The sequence below is a fragment of the Kouleothrix sp. 19917 genome (assembly GCF_057073505.1).
The window spans coordinates 7,636,529-7,655,743 of the sequence record NZ_CP097099.1; the positions used below are offsets into that span (position 1 = coordinate 7,636,529).

Below are 19,215 nucleotides of genomic sequence, written 5' to 3' on the forward strand. Positions count from 1 at the left end.
GCCGATAGAGTGCAGGCTAGATAGCAACTTCTGGAGACCTTCTCGCGCGACGGCCACAATCAGATCGAGCGATTGTCTGTGCAGCCTACCCTACCGCCTACACCAACGGTAAGCACATCAGATGATCCGATAAAACACCTGCGCCGTCTTGCTGGCGGCGCTCGCCGATCGGCGCGTGAGCCGAAATCGTGCGGATATGCTCAAGAAACTCAAGAAAGACAGCGCGCATTAAGGAGCGAGGTGGCGGCGGGCAGGTGGCTGGGCATGCAAAACGAGGGGCGTTGACCCCTCATTCCGTCTTCAGTATATCACATCCTGCAAGCCCCAGTCATCGGGTCGGCGCCCGATGTGCCTACGGCTCTGGCGGTGGTACGATGCCCGCATTGCTCGTGCTCGCAAAGAGGTGAAGAGATGAGCTCCTATGTACTTGGCTTTCAGGACATCGATACAACAAAGATCATGGTTGTCGGGGGTAAAGGTGCGAACCTGGGGGAGCTGTCCAGGATTGACGGGGTACGCGTGCCAGATGGCTTTTGTATCTCTACCGAAGCCTTTACAAGAGTCATTCGTGATACGCCATCGATACAGGAATTGCTTGACCGGCTCGCGCGTCTCACGCTGGCAGATCGGCATACAATCGGCGAGCTGAGCGCTGAGATTCGCAGGGTTATCGAAGGTAAAGCCATCCCCGCGGACATTCAGGAAGCGATCACCCACGCCCTCTCCAGGCTTGGCGAGGAAAGTGCCTATGCGGTGCGATCGAGCGCGACCGCGGAGGATCTCCCCACTGCCTCCTTTGCAGGCCAGCAAGATACGTATCTGAACATCATCGGAAAGCAGGCGATCCTTGAGCATATCAGCAAGTGCTGGGCGTCGCTCTTTACCGACCGGGCGGTGACGTACCGCCTTCGAAACGGCTTCGATCCCCGTGCAGTTTCCCTGTCCGTGGTTGTTCAAAAGATGGTCTTCCCCCAGGTGGCAGGCATGTTATTTACTGCCGATCCCGTTACTGGTCATCGGAAGGTTTCATCCATCGATGCCAGCTTTGGGCTTGGCGAGGGCCTGGTCTCCGGGCTGGTGAATGCCGATAGCTATACGGTGAGGGACGGCAAGATTGTCGATAAGAAGATCTCCGCCAAGCAGCTGGCTGTGTATGCCGTAAAAGCTGGCGGCACGCAGCAACAGGAAGTCGAGCGCGAGCGGCAAAACACACAGGCGCTGGCAGATCACCAGATTGTGCAGCTCGCGCGCCTGGGCAGAATGATCGAAGCGCACTTCGGCCAACCCCAGGACATCGAGTGGTGCCTGGTTGATGATACGTTTTATATTGTCCAGAGCCGGCCGATCACGACGCTCTACCCCATCCCTGAAGCAAACGACCAGGAGAATCACATCTATCTATCCGTCGGCCATCAGCAGATGATGACCGACGCCATGAAGCCGTTGGGGCTGTCGGTATTCCAGCTGACCGCTGGCCGACCGATGTATGCAGCTGGCGGGAGGTTGTTTGTTGATGTCACCCCTGAGCTGAATTCGCCTGCGAGAAGGGCCGTTCTGGTAGATGTGCTGGGAAAATCCGATCCGCTCGTTCGCGACGCCCTGATAACCATCTTAGAGCGAGGCGATCTGATCCAGCCGCTACCAGATGATCAGGCAGAGCCGCGACCCGGCACTACAGGCGCGCCGCCTGCGAACTTTCAGATCCAGCTTGAAAACGACCCGGCGATTGTCGCTGATTTGATTAAGCAGAGCCAGGCGGCAATTGAAACGCTCAAGGATGATATTCAGACGAAGTCAGGCGCCGAGCTGTTTGACTTTATCCTCCAAGACCTCCAGAAGCTCAAGCAGAGCTTGGCCGATCGGCGTAGCTTTGGCGCGATCATGACAGGCCTGAATGCTTCATCCTGGATCAATGAAAAAATGATTGAGTGGCTGGGTGAGCAGCAGGTGGCCGACACGCTCTCGCAGTCCGCGCCAAACAATATTACTTCGGAAATGGGACTGGAGTTGTTGGATGTCGCAGACCTGATACGGCCGTATCCGGCAGTGATTGAGTATCTGCGGCACGTAGAAGATGATCGCTTCCTGGACGAGCTCGGCAAGCTTGAAGGCGGGCTGGCGGCCCGAGACGCTCTGCGTGCGTATCTTGACAAGTACGGGATGCGGTGTGCCGGCGAAATCGATATCACGCGAACTCGCTGGAGCGAACAGCCCGCGATACTCATCCCCATGATTCTCAGCCCTGTCAAGCGCTTCGAGCCGAATGCCAGCCGCCACACATTCGAGCATGGGCGCCAGGAAGCGCTGCGCAAAGAGCAAGAGCTGCTGGAGCGATTGCGGCAATTGCCCGATGGTGAACAGAAGGTCGCAGAAACACAACACCAGATCAGCCTGCTCCGGAACTTCATCGGCTATCGTGAGTACCCAAAGTACGGCATCATCAGCCGCTACTTCGTCTACAAGCAGGCGCTGCTGCGAGAAGCTGAATGGCTTGTACAGGCCAGCCTGCTCCAAGCAAAGGAAGACATCTTCTACCTCACGTTTGAGGAGCTTCGCGAAGCCGTACGCACAGGTCAGCTGGATGATCAAATCATCAGCAGGCGGAAAGACGCGTACCAACACTACGAAAAGCTCACGCCACCGCGTGTTCTGACATCCGATGGCGAGGTCATTACCGGCCGGTACAAGCGAGAACATCTCCCGCCCGGAGCGATTGTCGGCCTGCCGGTCTCTGCTGGCGTCGTAGAGGGTCGAGCGCGGGTCATGTTGACTATGCAAGATGCCGATCTCGAAGCCGGCGATATCCTGGTCACCGCCTTTACCGACCCAAGCTGGACACCGCTGTTTGTATCGATACACGGCCTGGTCACCGAAGTTGGCGGGCTGATGACCCATGGGGCGGTGATCGCGCGCGAGTATGGCTTGCCAGCAGTTGTCGGGGTGGCGAACGCTACCATGCTGATACAAGACGGCCAACGAATTCGGGTCCATGGAACAGAAGGGTATGTAGAAATTCTCAGCGGCTCGCCACACTCGGGCGGTGACCCGGTATAATTGGATTGCCGATGACCCGCACTTGGCTCAGCCAAATGAAGCGCAGCCATTGCACGGGGGTTTCATATGACCTATATCAGCTGTATTCCGTCTCCACCACTCGACGCCTATATCGACGATCTCTACTACCTTGACGGTCCGGCGGCCTACCCGCACCAGAAGGTTCTGCCCATCGCCTCGGCAAACCTGATGTTCAACTTTGGCGACCCATTCAATGTGTATGCGCCAGAGCAGACCAAGCCCTTTATGACATGTACGGAGAGCTGGTGGGTGGGTGTCTGGAACACCTACCACAGCGTCGACTGGCCGCCAAACGTCCGCTTGTTCGGCGTCCATTTCAAGCCCGGTGGCGCCTACCCATTACTCGGCTTGCCGCTGTCTGAAATGACTCGTCACGTCGTGCCGCTCGCCGCGCTCTGGGGGCGTGGTGCTGACGAAATGCGTGAGCGGTTGCACGCGGCGCCAACGATCCAGGCTGGGTTTGCCCTGCTTGAGCAGGAACTGCTGCTGCGCTTGTGCGAAGCCCCCGATCGTCTGGACCTGGTGCAGCATGCGATCACCACGATCGGCCACCATCAGGGGGCGCTGTCGATCCGGGCGCTGAGCGATCAGATGGGGATCAGCCAGAACGAGCTGGGCGCTCAGTTCAAACGCTTCGTCGGCGTTCCACCGAAGGAAGTCGCCCGGTTCTCCCGGTTTGCACACGCCCTACGCCTGATCGATGTCGCCCAACCGGTTGATTTGACCTGGATCGCGCACCAGTCGCAGTTCTACGACCAGTCGCACTTCAACAAGGATTTTGTGGCGTTTACTGGCCTCAACCCGAGCGCGTATGTGCGGTTGCGCCGCCGAGTGGCGGCAGAAAACCCGGAGTACCCCGCGTTCTACCGCTGAACCTCCCAAATGGGTGAATTTTTACAAGCCGACTGTTCCTGAACTGGCTAAGATAGTGACAATGGTTCAAGTCAATCGCTGATCTTCAGCCACGATCCAGCCTGGAAAAGGAGGAATAACGGTGTCTGATACCGCACAAGCCCAGGCGGCACACCAGTCGGCGCACGCGCAGCAGCGCCCGGAACAAGCGGCTGGGCCGCTGATCGTTTCGCAGTCCAACCCGCGCTACTTCACGGTCGCATCTGATCCCGAGGAACGGGCGGTCTACCTGACTGGCTCACACATCTGGAACAACTTCCACGACGGGATGGGCCCCGGCCCGGCCTGCGCCGAGACATCGGAGCCGTTTGACTTCGATGCCTATCTTGCGTTTCTCAAGGCGCACGGCCACAACTTCATCCGGCTCTGGCGCTGGGAGCAGGTTACATCGCAGGCTGCCGGGGGGAGCTATCACCTGTGCATGACGCCGCAGCCGTGGCGGCGAACCGGGCCGGGTAGCGCCAGGGATGGCCAGCCCACGTTCGACCTCGACGCACTCGACCAGGCCTACTTTGACCGGCTCCGCAGCCGCGTGATGGCCGCGGGAGACGCGGGCATCTACGTTGCGGTGATGCTGTTCGAGGGATGGGGCCTCCACCTCAGCCCGCCGCCTGATAACGTCGCGGGCCATCCGTTCCATGCGGCCAACAACATCAACGGGGTCGGCATCACCTCGATTGTCGATCACCAGGTGCTCCCGCTCAACCCGCGTGTGCAGGCCATCCAGGAAACGTACATTCGTAAGGTTGTCGATACGCTGCACGACCTGCCCAATCTGCTCTGGGAGGTGTCGAACGAATCGTCCGGTGGCGGAACCGTCGACAGGGAGTTTGGTCAGGCGCTGGGCTTCTCAGAGGTGCCGGAGTGGGGTAACTCGACCGAGTGGCAATACTGGGTGATCGAGGTGGTCAAGCGCTACGAACAGCAGATGGGCTACACGCCGCATCCGATCGGCATGACCATGCAGTTCCCGGTCGCTGTTCAGACTAGGGTGAACGATCCGCTGTTCGCAAGCCGGGCGGAGTGGATGTCGCCTGGCTACGACGATGACATCTTTGCCGCGGGAGGTCATCCGATGGCCCCTGGCAGCCCACCGTCGCGTTGGTACGATAACCCGCCCGACATCGCAGGCCGGAAGATTGTCATCAGCGACACCGATCACTACGCGCCAGGCGAGGGCGATGCGCTGTGGGCCTGGAAGTCGTTCCTGCGCGGCCACCACCCGATCCTGATGGACTTTGGGATCATCGACGGCATCCATCCGTCCGACCCGCCATCGGGCGCGGCGAGCAGCTCAGCATACGCCACATTCGAGGCGGCGCGCTACGCCATGGGCGACACGCTGCGGTATGCCCAAAGGATAAATCTGATCCGCATGGAGCCGCACGGGGAGCTAACCTCGACTGGTTACGCGCTGGCGAACCCTGGTGAAGCGTATCTCATGCTGCAGCCGGAGGACACTCTTGAACCGTGGACGGTGCGGTTGGAGCCGGGTAGATACCAGGTTGAGTGGTTCAGCGTCAATCGCCGCGACACGCAGACTGCCAGTCAGGTGCACATCCAGAGTGCTGGGGACAGCCGTTTCACCGCGCCATTTTCGGAAGCTGGCCCAGCGGTACTCTACCTGAAGCGCGTCGGACGCTGAGGCGCGAGAGTGACACGGGCGAGATACCACGTCAGTGCTATGTTCGCGAAACGCGTCGGCAGCAACAACTTGATGGCATCGTGACAGGGGCAGCCACTCGAAAATCGAGTGGCTGCCCCTGTTACGATAGGATAATGTGCGCTACAAAGTGTCAGGCTTTACGAGCGCCTCGGTGCTCGCCTGCTCCAGCGTCATCGCCACGCCTTTGGACCTGACCGCCTCCCAGGCTGCTTCTCTCAGCACAGGACGCGCAGCGCCCACCGTGTGCTCGTGGTCGGTACGCATCGTCGGCCAGGTCGGGTATCCGGCGCCCGTCCGCAGCGCTGCGGACGGGCGCCGGCTCAATCTGGGTGCGGCGGACGTGTTGGGCCAATCAAGCGGGTGCCAGCGCTCGCGCTGCCTGCGCACATGTATAGACTGCAAGCCCCTGGACCAGCCAGGGCAGGCCGAACACAAGTAGGGCGAACACGGTCGGCTCCTGGCCAGTGACGATCGCGGGCAGCATAAAGCCGAAGAACGAGTACAGGAAAACAAGCAGCGGAGTGAAGCGCTGCCAGCTGCCCCATTGTCGCGCACGTAGCACGGCGATACCTGAAAGCAGCGCCCCGATGGTGGTGACGAGCGATGCAAATGGTGCGATGGGAATATCCTCGCTCGCGGTGACCGCATTGACGAGGTCTCCAAGCACAAATCCAGCCATCCCGGCGATGTAGATGCCGGTCGCGATCGACGCAAACCGGCTGCTGCCCGCCGCGCCGGACCACCGCAGCCCGAGAATACTGCCCAGTATTCCAAGAAACGCGAGGGCGTACAGCGCCTGGAGCGCGGCATACCCCGCTTTGCCGGGCGTCTGGAGACCGAGACTCTGCTGCACCACAACGGCGATGAACCAGATCACTGCGCCTGCAATACCCAGCAGCCCAGCAGTGCGAATTCGATGCGCAGTCTGCATTCCTGTCCTCCTGATTGTCGATTGTTTGATAGCCACATGTATGAAGATAGCGCCGCTCGTTCCGGATGTCCTGATCTAAGGGCCTCACAAAAATAAAACATCACGATATGGCTCACGCGAAGATGCGAAAGGTTGCTATTCTTGGGACGGTTTTTGATTTCTGCGCCTTAAGAATGAGCCACGGCAACTACGTCGCTATGATGAACTGATCGCGCTTGCGCCAGAATCGCCCAGCCGAGCAGCGCGCTAAACACACCCCAAGCTGCGGTGACGATTCCATTTGGTCCGCTACCTCCCAGGAATGCAGGCAGGAGTTCTCCGGCCAAGCAGAGAAACAGAAACAGTGGCACGAATCTCGCCCAGCCTTGCCAGCGCCGCGCAGCAAGTACTGCGAGGGCGGTCAAGAGGGTAAACAGCGCTGTGAGCAGCCGACCAAGAATATAGATCAGCGATACGCCGCCTGCGGGATCGGTGAGCGGGCCAGCACCAGCCAGCGTCAGGACACAGCCGACGATCATCAGCACATAGCCCAGTACCGTACCCCCAAAGGCGATGGCATCAAACCAGCCGCGCAGACCACCGCCCCACCAAATGCCGAAAAAACCGATCAGCAGCAGGGCCAGGATCACGATGCTGCTGCCGAAGGTAATGGTGAAATCGGCGGTGCCGCGAACCCTGGCAAGTTGGGGAAAGAGGATATCAATAATCATCGATTGAATAAACCAGAGTAGTCCGCCGATGATTCCACACCAGCCGGCGAGGCGAAGCCGTTGTATGTCGTTCATTGCTTCATCTTTCTACCAGGGCATTCAACTATGCTTTATTCAAAGCTGGTCGTCAGGGCGAACGACGCGATCGTGCCTTCGTGTACGACGGCTTCGACAGTCCCTTCGCCACTGGCAAACCCCATGTGGCGCAGGATATCGGCCGAGACTGTCGCATCCCAAACGACTCGCTCGCCGGACACCCGGTGGTTCCGCGAAGCCACGTGGAAGTGCTGGAGCAACCCCTCCAGCCAGGCGCGGATCTGCTGCTTCCCGCGATACACGCCGATCTCAGGCGGTGGCGGCGGCGGCAGCTGCGTGACAACCGCGTCGTCGGCGAATAGCTCCAGCGCGCGCTCGACGTCGTTGGCGTTGCACGCGGCGTCGAACGCCTGCACCACCGCCAGCGGATCAGCCGTCCTGGTCATTTCCGTAGCCATCGAAGAGTCTCCTTTCGCATATTCCTTCAGGAATGCCAGCGCTTCATCGGGGTGGTTGATACCTCGTCAGGCATATCCATCTCCCGAGTTGTGGGTTCCAGATCGTCCGCCTCTCAACCGCCGGTTCAGCGCTGCGGCAGGCGAAACCACACCAGCGAGCGCGCGCCAGCTGGTGTGAGTTCATCCACGGAGAACGCGCGGCGCACGGTGCCCGGCCAGAAACAATCGTGTTGGGGCGGGATTGGGATGGTGGTACAGGTTGGGATCGGGCCGTTGTGAATCACCAACTGGTGTCGGGCATCGAGTACGATCAGTTGATCAAATTCCGGCGCGCTGCCAATGCACACAGCAAACACAACGGTTAGGCCAGCCGTCAGCATCAGCACCATGCCAACCGCGGCAATCACCGCAAGTATGTGGCCAACACGGATACAGCGCGCCGGCACGCCTCGAAGCAGAGCGTTCGGTCGGATACCGTTCATCCTGATAGCCCCCGCTTTGGTTCACACTGTCTCGCGACATTACACCATCTCGGCGTCGCCAACAATGAGTTAGTAGCGCTTTGGCTGATCTCACCTGAATGTTCAGAGCGCCAAAGCGGCAGACCATTCGCTGACGCGCTCTGCCAGCATATGTGCAACCTCCGCCGGCGACGGCATCGCGGCGATGTCTGCTCGGATTACGCTCGCTCGCTGCCGATAGACAGGGTCCCTGAGCAGCATTTGCACTCCAGCACTGATCGACTCGCTCGTGATTTCTGGCGCCTGCGCGACCCGCGCGACCCCAAGTCCTGATAGGCGATCCGCGCTCATAAAGTGATCGCCGTCCAATGGAATGATCAGCATCGGCAGCCCCGCTGCCAATGCTCCTACCAGCGTTCCCGAGCCGCCATGGCACACCATCACATCGCAATGCGGCAAAATGGCTGCTTGCGGCAGATACCGCTCGACGTGGACGCAGGCAGGCTGGGACCCAAGTTCGGCCGGGTCACGGTCAGCGCCCACCGTGACGATGACGTTGTACTGGGCGTCGCCGAGCGCCGCGAGTATGCCCTCCAGCATCCCCGGCGTATGGTTGTAGACCGTCCCCAATGTGACGTAGACGGTTGGAAGCTCGGGCAGGCGCTGCAGCCAGGCGGGGAGCGCACCAGGCTCGGCATCCGGGAATGCGGGACGAATCAGTTGGCTCCTGCCTGCGATACTCGCAGGCAGCGGCGCGATGCTCTCGGGCACGTGCTGCAGATACAGATAGCGGAAATACTCGTCATAGCCTGGGTCGGGCGGAAGTCCGTGCGTCTCGCGGAACGCTGCGTACTCATGGCGGACGAGGAAGTCCAGCAGATCCGGGCTGTACCCGAACAGAATGAGGTTATGGGCCACGTGCGGAATCTTGAGGATCTCGCCTGCGGTCAATCCGCCAAACTCGACGACGTCATGCACGATCAGATCGGGGTGCCAGGCTGGGATGATCTGGAGCAGATCGGTGAGCATTGGCCCCGCTAATCCATCGACGAAGATTTCCGCGAAGCGGGCGGGCCCGATTGGTCCGGGTGGGAGTTGCTGCACGTATTCGTTGTACAGGATATCCAGGCCAGCCGGTATCGCCTCGAACCCCGCAGCCTCGATGACATGCCCAAATCGCGCCGCCGTCGCGAACGCAACGTCATGGCCCTGGGACTGGAAGGCGCGTGCCAGTGGAATGAGCGGATTGACGTTTCCAAACGCGGCAACGGTCGTGAAAAGTATTCGCATTGTTCGGCCTCCTCGCATCTGCGGCCATTACATCACAACCGCGGCCACAAGTCCTCCGGAAAAACCGTAGAAAAACCCGTATACTTTCCGAGTTAAGCGCATTTCCGATCTTGACACCCGGTGTAGGCTGGACATGAACGCAGGCGCGATAGCAGATGGCAATAGCGTGAGAGCACCTGGTATCCCCGCCCATACAGCCAGTGTGTACGCACAAGGGAAGCGAAGGATGGCGGTTGAAACCTTTGGGCAGTGGCTCAAGCGACGACGGAGTGGGTTGGGCCTCACCCAGGCTGCCCTGGCTGCGTCGATCGGCTATGCTGCCGAGACAATCCAGAAAGTTGAAGCGGACAAGCTGCGCCCCTCGAAGCAGCTGGCCGCGAAACTGGCGGAGGCGCTGGAGCTTCGCCCCGAGCAATATCCGGCGTTCATTCGCTTTGCCCGCGATCAAGGCGAGCTTCCGGACTTGCCAACCCAAACTGCAGCGCTGCATCCTGCCACTCCGCTGACCCGCGTGGCCCATCACCACAACCTACCCGTGCCACTGACGGCGTTTATTGGCCGGGCGCACGAGGTTGCGACGGCGGGGCAACTGTTGCAACAGCCTGACGTACGCCTGCTCACGCTCACCGGCCTTGGTGGGATTGGCAAGACCCGCCTCGCGCTCCAGGTCGCTGTGAGGCTTCTCGACGCCTTTCCAGATGGCGTCTGGTTTGTCGACCTAGCGCCCATCCACGACGCCATGCTCGTCGCTTCCACAATTGCGACGACGCTGCAGCTCCAAGAGTCAGCTGGCCAGACGCTGATCGAGCGCTTGCGGGCCTACTTGCAAGACAAACAGGTCTTGTTGCTGCTTGACAACTTCGAACAGGTGCTGGCAGCAGGCGCGCTGGTCGCCGAGCTGCTGGCTGCGGCGCCACAGCTCAAGATCCTCGTGACCAGCCGGGTGGTGCTGGGGGTGTATGGCGAATACGATCTTCCGGTGCCGCCGCTCACGCTGCCGGATCCTGAGCACCTGCCGCCCCTCGATCAGCTGATCGAGAACGAAGCGGTTCAGCTGTTCCAGGCGCGCGCCCAGGCCGCCACTGGTAGCTTTGCGCTGGCAGCGGCGAATGCCACACTGGTAGCCGAGCTGTGCCAACGCCTGGAGGGACTGCCGCTCGCAATCGAGATGGCCGCGGCGCGTCTGCGCCACCTGCCGCTGGCGACCGTGCTCGCGCGCTTGAGCAGCTGTTTGACACTGCTCACGGCTGGCCCGCGGACGCTCCCGCAGCGCCAGCAGACGCTGCGCAATACCCTGGCCTGGAGCTATGACCTGCTCTCCGCAGGCGAGCAGCGGTTGTTCCGGCGGCTTGGCGTCTTTGTGGGCGGCTGGACGCTTGAGGCGGCCGAGGCGGTGTGTACGGCGAACGGCGACCTGCCGTTTGCGGTGCTGGATGGTCTGGCGGCACTGGTGGATCACAGCCTGGTGGGTCAGCGTGACGGTGTGGCAGGCGAGCCGTGGTTCACGATGCTGGAAACGGTGCGCGAGTATGCGCTGGAACAGCTGGCGGCCAGTGGCGAGAACGAGGCGGTGCGCGACCAGCATGCGGCCTACTATCTAGCATTCGCGGAGCGCGCCGCGCCCGAGCTGCGGCGTGCCCAGCAGGCGATCTGGCTCGCCCGCCTGGAGCAGGACCATCACAACCTGCGGGCAGCACTGGCCTGGAGCCCGGCAACAAGTGCTTCGGAGCGAGCTGCAGCCGAACATGGCCTGCGTTTGGGGATTGCGGTGTCGGAGTACTGGATCCGCTGCGGCTATATGCAGGAGGGTCGGCGTTGCCTCGAGGCGTCGCTGGCACGCTTCCCTACGGATGCGACTGACGAAGCGGCACGCCGACTGCGCGCGCAGGCGCTCTCAGCCGCGGGTAACATGGCCGCCTACCAGGGTGATGTTGCAACGGCCAGCCGGCTGCTGACGGAAAGCCTGGCGCTCTTTCAATCCCTTGAGGACACCTGGTGGATTGCCAACGTGCTCCTGAACCTCAACATACCGGCCACCTATCAAGGAGACTATGCACGAGCAGTGGCGCTGATGGAGGAAAGCCTGGCGTTGTTCCGGGAGCTTGGGGATCGTTGGGGTATTGCATCCGCGCTCTTGTACCTGGCAGGGCCTGCGATTTTCCGTCAGATCTTCCAGCCAGACGCGATGCAGCAACCTGCCGAGATCGACCGCGGCATCACGTATCTGAAAGAAAGTCTGGTTCACTTCCGGTCAGTCGGAGACAGCTTTGGGATCGGCTACGCGCTGGTCTTCCTTGGGATCCTGACGCGGAAGCAGGGAGGCCTCCAGCGTGCACGCACGCTGTTTGAGGAGAGCCTGGCGCTGTACCGTGAATTAGGGAGTCGGCTGATGGTGCCGGTTGCACTGATGGAGCTGGCTAGTCTGGCGGTGCAGGGACAGCCGCTCGCCGCGCTGGAATGGTCGGCGCGCGTGTATGGCGCGGCCGAGGCGCTCACCAGCAGCATGACGATGCAGGAGAGTGTCTTGTGGAGCTCGACCGCACAGGAGCTCCACGCTCGGCTGCAGGCACAGCTGGGCGAAGTGGCGCTTGCAGGCGCGCGGGCAGCAGGGCGAGCGATGTCGCTTGAGCAGGCGATCGCGTATGCCCTGAGCGAGGACGAGCACAGAAGCGAGCCGCCGGAGCCAGAGCCTTCAGCGAAGGCCTAGCGCTCGGTTGCACCTGCTCGGCAATGGTTCGTTGTAAGCGGCTCCTGGTGCTGATAACCGGATGCCGCAACCACTGGCCACCCGTATCGCGCTGCTTGCCGGAGACCAAGGGAGCTGGTTGTGGCAGACGGAGCGATCGGGTGTGACCACCCCTCCACCGGGACTGCTTTGAACCTGGTGCCGATCTTGCCGGCGTCGAGCTGTCCATTTCCGAGCTTGCCGTTCGTCTTGCTTGCGACGATATCCGTCACGATCAGGAGGAAGCAATGAAGTATGTTATGCTCATCTATCAGAACACCGCGCTCGAACAGCAGGCCGCGCTCCCTGAGGAGCAGCAGAAGCAGGTGTACGCCGACTACCAGGCCATCAATCAGACGTCGGGCGTTACCCCTGGGTTGCCCATGGGCCGTCCCCAGAACGCGACCACAGTCCGCGTCGAAGGCGGCAAGACCCTGACCACCGACGGGCCGTTCGTCGGTATGAAGGAGGCCGTCGGCGGGTGGTTCATCCTCGAAGCCGACGACCTCGACGCGGCCATCGAGGTGGCCGCGCGCGTCCCTGCGGCACGCTATGGTGGCGCTGTCGAGTTCGACCCTCCGAGGTATATTGGTAGCAACACTCGATCACATCTTCCGCGAGGAATGGGGCCGCGTCTTGGCCACCCTGATCGGCTTCCTCGGCGACTTTCACCTCGCCGAGGAAGCCGCGCAGGCGGCGTTCGCGATCGCCGCGGAGCGCTGGCCGCGCGACGGCGTGCCGAGCAATCCGCGCGCCTGGTTGACGACGACAGCGCGGAATCGCGCCACGGACGCCCTCCGCCGCGAGCAGGCATTCGCCGCGAAAGCCGAGCTCCTCGCCGCGGCCGACGATACTGCCGCCGGGACTGATACAGCCGTGTTCCTCGACGAGCGCCTGGCCCTGATCTTCACGTGCTGCCACCCGGCGCTGGCGGTTGAGGCGCAGGTGGCACTCACACTCCGCACGCTCGGTGGACTGACAACCGAGGAGATCGCTCGCGCCTTCCTCGTGTCCGAGCAGACGATGGCCAAGCGGCTGGTGCGGGCCAAGCAAAAAATCAAGGCCGCCTGCATCCCATTCCGAGTGCCGCCGCTGCACCTGCTCGCGGAGCGCCTCGCGGCCGTACTTGCGGTCGTCTGCCTGATCTTTAACGAAGGCTACGGCGGCCGCGACGAGCTTGCTGCGGACGCGATCTGGTTAGGACGTGCGCTGGCCGAACTCCTGCCGGACGAGCCGGAAGTCTACGGGCTCCTGGGCATGATGCTCATCCACGACTCGCGTCGCGGGGCGCGCTTCAAGCATGGTGAGATCGTGCTCCTGGGCGATCAGGATCGGTCGCACTGGAATGCCGGGCAAATCGCTGCGGGGCGCACCGCGCTCGACCGCGCGCTCGCGCTGGGCGGCAATGGCTCCTATGTCGTGCAGGCTGCGATTGCCTCCTTGCACGCCGACGTGCCGTGTGATTGGGCGCAGCTTGCAGCGTTCTATGGCCGCCTCGCGCACCTGACCGGCTCGCCCGTCGTCGAGCTGAACCGCGCCATCGCGATTGCCGAGATCGCCGGCCCGGAGGCCGGACTGCAGATTATTGACCAACTCAGTGCCAGCCTCGCCAGCTTCCGGTATCTGCACGCGACGCAAGCTGAGCTCCTACGCCGCTTGGGGCGGATGGACGACGCGCGTGAAGCGTATCTCCGGGCGCATGCCCTCACTGATGACGGTGCCGAGCGACGCTTCCTCGAACGCCGCCTCGTCGAACTGGCCTCCGCCACGCGCTCCGCACAGCCACCGTTGTGTCCGGCAGAATAAGCTCCCTTCTGAGAGCGTCACGATTTGTAATGTGCGGTATCGCTCATTAGGTACAACTGGTAGGCACTCCTACGAGCTCTTTCGTTGGTAAACGCTTTACATGCTGGTGACATTTTTCGTGCGGCCATGCGTCCGCCGAGGAGCAGAACGTGTCATCGCCGCGCAGTTACACGTGCCAGGTCATTCTTTCTTTTCTCTCGCCGCTTGTTTGTTCTCAAAACTCACTGGTTGGTTTGCTCCTATTCGGGATGAAGGGCGGCGAGCGCATCGGCGATGTGGTAGATCTCCTGCGTCAAACGCTCGGCAGCAGCAACGCGCTTCTCCCACGCCTCGACAGATGTATACCCCAGAGCAACACGCATTGCTTGTAACTGCGCTGCGAACACCGGTTTCTCTGTATCAGGAGCATCATTCTGCAACACAAGATAGGGTGTGTCGAAGCAGGAGATCCAGAACATCGCTTCGCGATGATTACCTTCGTCGATCATCTCCTGCGTCGCTTCGGCCACGTAGGGCCGCATATACGGGCGCATCATGAAACCAAACTCTATCGGCGTTCGGTAAACCTCAACGGCTCGGTCGAAGGCGATCACGCTCTGGTCGATCATCGCCTGAACCTCGGCGCGGCTCATATGTGCCGAGCCCATGACGTTGAGCGCCGCCTCGTGCAGGTCGAGACGACCGTGCGCTTCGAGGAGTTCGCGCAGCAGCGTCAGCGTGCGCCGGGTGGTTGGGCGCTTGAGCTGAGCCACAGCAAGCAGCCCACTGAGCGCACTCAGCAAGAGCCACACTGACCAGAACGCCGCTTGGCTGTTGATGGGATGCGACACCTGGCGCATCGCGGCGAGTTGCTGTTCTGCCGATACCTTTTCGGCCTCGCAGCGTGCCCATATCCAGCGGCGCCGGCGATAGTCCGCTGCGACAGCCTCATGAAGTGGGAAGAGACGCCCAGTGGGATCGGCCAGGATCTGTGTGGTCGCCAGATTTGGGCCAGCACTGGGGTCTGCCAGCACGACTTCAGCGTCCTGGTGGGCGTCGAGATTCTTCCACATGACCTCAAGCATGACACCGCGGTAGAGCAGCTCCAGATTGTCGTCTTGCGCACCCTTGTTCAGCACCACCACGACGTCGACATCACGATACAGCTGAAACGGCGCATCGGGCGGCAAGGCCGTGATTCCGCCCCACAGATACGCGCCGGCAAAATCCGGCAGATGGCGCGCATGCAGATCGACCCATTCGCGAACAATGGCCACGACTTCGTCAACACGCAGAACGGCGCTGCGTCCCGCCAGGCCGGCCGGTTGCGGTTCCTGTGTGGGCAATCGAGTGTCTCCACGCTAGTGCCTTAGAGTGAGCCAATCATCTGTTCGGAGTATAGCAGAGGCACAAAATCAGCCTCAAAATCTGGTGGTTTCCCAGACATGTTCCCAGAGTGTGTTGAACGGGCCACTCAGATCGGCCAGCATGCGCGGAGGTTCGGCTGGGCCTGGGTTGTTTGTTTCATCATCTCGACCAGCTCACGGATGTGGCCCTGGCGAGCCTGGAACGCCATACGGACGAGAACCATTGGAAACTCCCTGCCACTGGCGTGCCTGTTGGGCGGCCCACCGACGATGCATGGCCTCGAACGCATGGGTACAGGCCGGACCGTCGGTGATGCGCATCGTGGTGAAGCCAGCCCAATCGGCTGGCGGCGCGCCGAGTCGATCAGCACTGCTCGTGTTGGCCGATGAGCTCACTGTTCCACCAATCGGGTAGGCGAGCCCCGCGAGCACCTGGCGGATCCACGTCAACGGCCCGCGCGCTCGCTGATGCGCATCAGATGCGCACGTCTCTCTTCGCTCTGTTGTCATCATTGTGGCATCTCCTGCTGTCCTGGGTGCATCGATGGCACAAGCATAGCAGCTAGGTGGCTACAGGATGTCCACAGAGATTGCAAAGATGCCGCGCGCTTGCTACAATGCGCCGAAGAGCAACGCTTCCTTGCTCTACATCATTGTCTTTCTCCTGATGTGATTGTATCGCTGTCAGATCATCCATGCCAATTGATGACGCCAGTCTGTCCTTGCGGATCACCTTGCTCGGTTCACCTGAGATTCGCTGGGCCAGCGCGACCATTACCATCCCGCGCCGCCAGACACACGCGCTTCTCTACCGCTTGGCTGCCGAGCTGCGCCCGGTGGCGCGTGAACAGATCTGCGCCCTATTCTGGCCGGATGTACCAGACGCCACTGCGCGGCGCCACCTGACCCACCTGCTGACGCACCTCCGCCAGGCGCTGCCCGACCCGGATCTGCTCCAAACCGATGGTGACCGTATCGCGCTCAACCCTGCCCGAGTGTCATCCGATACTGCTGCGCTGGCCCGTATCGCCGCGAGCGCCCAGACACCGCTCGCTGCGCTGCGCGAGGCGGCCGAGCCGGCCGGCGGCACATTCCTGGGTGGGTTTCACTTGCCGGACTACCCGGAGTTCGAGGCCTGGGCCGATGCCGAGCGCGCGCGCTGGGAGCGGATCAGCCGCGAGCTGTTTGCGATGCTGGCAGAGCGCGCCGCCGCCGAGGAGCGCTACGACGACGCGATCTGGGCCGCGCTGCGCGGGCTGGCGCTTGATGAGCTGGATGAGGCGTTACACCGGCGCTTGATCGCGCTCTATGGCACCCTCGGTGACCGCGCGGCGGTCGAGCGGCAGTACGAGCGCTGCGTGGCCGCCCTCGAGCGCGAGCTCGGGGTGCCGCCGCTGCCTGAAACCCGCGACGCCTATCTGGTCGCGCGCTCCGGCCCCGCGTCGCTTGCGAGCCGCCCGGCTGTCCCGCGGAGCCAGGCGAACACCCCGCCCGATGCACTGATCGGCCGCGCGCACGATCTGGCGACGGTCGTCGCGCTGCTGCGCCGCCCGGATATCCGCCTGCTGACGCTGAGCGGGCCAGGTGGCACTGGCAAAACTCGCCTGGCGCGTGCCGCCGCCGAGCGCCTGGCGCCCGACTACGCCGATGGAACCGTCTTCGTCCCGCTCGCCCCGGTCAAGGAGACTGGCCTGATCGCCACGGCGATCGCGGCGGCCTGCGGGCTGCGCGATACCGGCGACCGCGACGCACTGGCGCACCTGCTCGATGTGCTGCGCGAGCGCGAGGTGCTGCTGGTGCTTGACAACCTGGAGCACCTGGTTGCCGCCGCGCCGCTGATCAGCGCGACCCTCGCGGCAGCGCCGGGGGTGCGGGTGCTTGCCACCAGCCGCGCGCTGCTGCGCCTGGCCGACGAGCATGTCTACCCGGTGTCACCGCTGTCCGTACTGGACGATTCTGCCGCCACCCCGGCGCCGGCGGTCGAGTTGTTTCTCACTCGTGCCCAGGCGGTCGCCCCGGATCTCCCGCTCGGCCCAGGCACCCGTGCCGACATCGCGGCGATCTGTGCTCGGCTCGACGGTCTGCCGCTGGCGATCGAGCTGGCGGCCGCGCGTATGCGCGTGCTGAGCCCGCGTGCGCTGCTGGCGCGGCTGGGACGTCGCTTCGATCTGCTGGTCGGTGGCCCGCGCGACCGCCCGGAGCGCCAGCAGACCCTGCGCGCCACGCTCGACTGGAGCTACGCGCTGCTCGACTGGCGCGAGCAGCAGCTTCTGCGCCGCCTGGGCGTCTTCGCGGGCGGCTTCAGCCTGGAGCTAGCCGAGCAGCTCGCGTCAGAGCACGACGCCGTCGCTTTGCTGGAGCATCTGATTGACCAGAGCCTGGTGCAGCGCACAACCGGACTGGAATTGAAGGGCGAGCCGCGTTTCTCCCTGTTGGAGACCATCCGCGAGTACGCGCTGGAGCGACTGATCGAGCATGGCAAGGAGCCGGCGGTGCGGCAATCCCACGCGCGCTGCCTCCTGAGGCTCGCCGAGCGCGCGGCGCCGGAGCTGCAGCGTCACGCTCAGGGCGTCTGGCTGGATCAGCTTGATCTCGAGCAGGACAACCTACGCAGCGCACTGACCTGGGCGCAGTCGTACGACGGGGAGGCGGCGCTGCGCCTGGGAGCGGCGCTGGGCGCGTTCTGGATTGCGCGCGGCTCGCTGAGCGAGGGGCGCGGCTGGCTGGAGAGTGTGCTGGCCAACGCCGGGTGGCGTGAGGTGGCGCTGGATGCTCCACCGGCGAGCACCCCGCTCGCTGGAGCGCTCGTCAGCCTCGGCCGGGTGCTGTTCCACCAGGGTGAGTACGCTCGGGCGGCGACGCTGTTGGCAGCAGCGGCGGCGCAGTTCGACCAGCTCGGGCTGACTCGTGACGCGGTTCTGACATATGACCTCTTGATTCCGGCGCTTGCGATCCAGGGCGAGGTCGCGGCTGCGGCCACGCTATCCGCCGCCACCCTGCCGCGGCTGATCGCGATCGATGACCCGACTGCCCGCGCGCTGGCCGCCGCCCGCCAGGGCTTGTTTGCGATGCACCGCGGTGATGACACGCTGGCGCAGCGCTCCCTGGAGCAGGCGTGCGCTGCGTTTCGTGACGCCGGCAATCTGGGCCAGCTGGCGATCCACCTGCTGCATCTCGGCACCACGCTCCTGCGCCTCGGCGATGCGGGCGCCGCCAGGGCGTGCTTCGACGAGGCAACCGAGCGCGCCTTGGCACTCAAGGACCGCCATCTACAGGGCTTGGCGCACAATAACCTGGGCGAGCTGGCGCGCGTACGCGGCGACTACACGGCGGCGGCCGAGCACTACAACGTCAGCCTGCGCCTGCTCCAGAACACCGACCGGCGCAGTGAGATTCCGCGCCTGCTGCACAATCTCGGCTACGTCGCGCTGCGCGCCGGCGACACACGCGCCGCGATCGAGCGCTTCCGGCGCAGCCTCGATCTGTTCCAGCCACAGCAGCCGCGCGGTGTGGCGGAGGCGATCGATGGGCTGGCGGCCGTCGCGGCAGTCGCTCAGGCGCCGCTGCTGGCGGCAAAGCTATGGGGCGCGGCTGCGGCGGCACGTGAGCAACTGCACGTGACCGCGTGGCTCCCCGATCAGATCGAGCAGGCCCACTACGGTGCGCTGGCACGCAGCGCCTGCGACCCGGAAGCATTCAGCTCGGCCTGGTCGGTCGGCCAGGCGCTCACGCTGGAGCAGGCGCTGGTCGAAGCCAGCGCGCTCGATCCGCTGTAGCCATCCTGTAGCCACTCCCCTGC

12 protein-coding genes and 1 pseudogene are annotated in these 19,215 nt (G+C 62.9%); 7 read left to right on the top strand and 6 right to left on the bottom strand.

The window, feature by feature from the left end; all coding sequences use genetic code 11:
- The first annotated feature begins 411 nt into the window (after window positions 1-411).
- From ppsA to M1P90_RS30705, 3 genes are all read left to right on the top strand, one after another.
- Complete coding sequence (gene ppsA / locus M1P90_RS30695) at window positions 412-3,054, top strand: phosphoenolpyruvate synthase (protein WP_483699553.1); 2,643 nt, start codon at window positions 412-414, stop codon at window positions 3,052-3,054.
- A 66-nt stretch (window positions 3,055-3,120) separates the two neighbouring features.
- Complete coding sequence (locus M1P90_RS30700) at window positions 3,121-3,948, top strand: AraC family transcriptional regulator (protein ID WP_483699554.1); 828 nt, start codon at window positions 3,121-3,123, stop codon at window positions 3,946-3,948.
- A 121-nt stretch (window positions 3,949-4,069) separates the two neighbouring features.
- Window positions 4,070-5,632 (top strand): hypothetical protein, encoded by a 1,563-nt coding sequence (locus M1P90_RS30705; protein WP_483699556.1) that lies wholly within the window; start codon window positions 4,070-4,072, stop codon window positions 5,630-5,632.
- Between the two features lie 373 nt (window positions 5,633-6,005).
- On the opposite strand, the gene M1P90_RS30710 is transcribed toward M1P90_RS30705, so the two are convergent.
- The 5 genes from M1P90_RS30710 to M1P90_RS30730 all read right to left on the bottom strand — a co-directional run bounded on the left by M1P90_RS30710 (window position 6,006) and on the right by M1P90_RS30730 (window position 9,539).
- Window positions 6,006-6,584: a hypothetical protein gene (locus M1P90_RS30710; RefSeq protein ID WP_483699557.1), complete on the bottom strand. Its 579-nt coding sequence runs from the start codon at window positions 6,582-6,584 to the stop codon at window positions 6,006-6,008.
- Between the two features lie 167 nt (window positions 6,585-6,751).
- Window positions 6,752-7,369, bottom strand: a complete 618-nt coding sequence (locus M1P90_RS30715) for a hypothetical protein (RefSeq protein ID WP_483699559.1) — start codon at window positions 7,367-7,369, stop codon at window positions 6,752-6,754.
- Window positions 7,370-7,404: 35 nt separating this feature from the next.
- Window positions 7,405-7,788: a nuclear transport factor 2 family protein gene (locus M1P90_RS30720; protein WP_483699561.1), complete on the bottom strand. Its 384-nt coding sequence runs from the start codon at window positions 7,786-7,788 to the stop codon at window positions 7,405-7,407.
- A gap of 125 nt (window positions 7,789-7,913) precedes the next feature.
- Complete coding sequence (locus M1P90_RS30725) at window positions 7,914-8,270, bottom strand: hypothetical protein (protein ID WP_483699562.1); 357 nt, start codon at window positions 8,268-8,270, stop codon at window positions 7,914-7,916.
- Between the two features lie 102 nt (window positions 8,271-8,372).
- A complete protein-coding gene (locus M1P90_RS30730) occupies window positions 8,373-9,539 on the bottom strand; it encodes a glycosyltransferase (RefSeq protein WP_483699564.1) in 1,167 nt (388 codons plus the stop codon).
- A 226-nt stretch (window positions 9,540-9,765) separates the two neighbouring features.
- On the opposite strand from M1P90_RS30730, the gene M1P90_RS30735 reads away from it, so the two are divergent.
- From M1P90_RS30735 to M1P90_RS30745, 3 genes and pseudogenes are all read left to right on the top strand, one after another.
- Entirely contained in the window at window positions 9,766-12,246 is a 2,481-nt protein-coding gene (locus M1P90_RS30735; RefSeq protein WP_483699566.1) for a winged helix-turn-helix domain-containing protein, read from the top strand.
- Between the two features lie 278 nt (window positions 12,247-12,524).
- A pseudogene (locus M1P90_RS30740) lies at window positions 12,525-12,812 on the top strand (YciI family protein); the annotation flags it as partial.
- Between the two features lie 4 nt (window positions 12,813-12,816).
- A complete protein-coding gene (locus M1P90_RS30745) occupies window positions 12,817-14,070 on the top strand; it encodes an RNA polymerase sigma factor (protein ID WP_483699568.1) in 1,254 nt (417 codons plus the stop codon).
- A gap of 239 nt (window positions 14,071-14,309) precedes the next feature.
- Here the strand turns inward: M1P90_RS30745 and M1P90_RS30750 are convergent, their stop codons facing one another.
- A complete protein-coding gene (locus tag M1P90_RS30750; RefSeq protein ID WP_483699570.1) occupies window positions 14,310-15,395 on the bottom strand; it encodes a hypothetical protein in 1,086 nt (361 codons plus the stop codon).
- A gap of 716 nt (window positions 15,396-16,111) precedes the next feature.
- Between M1P90_RS30750 and M1P90_RS30755 the strand changes: the two genes are divergently transcribed.
- Entirely contained in the window at window positions 16,112-19,192 is a 3,081-nt protein-coding gene (locus M1P90_RS30755) for an ATP-binding protein (RefSeq protein ID WP_483699571.1), read from the top strand.
- The last annotated feature ends 23 nt before the right edge of the window (window positions 19,193-19,215 follow it).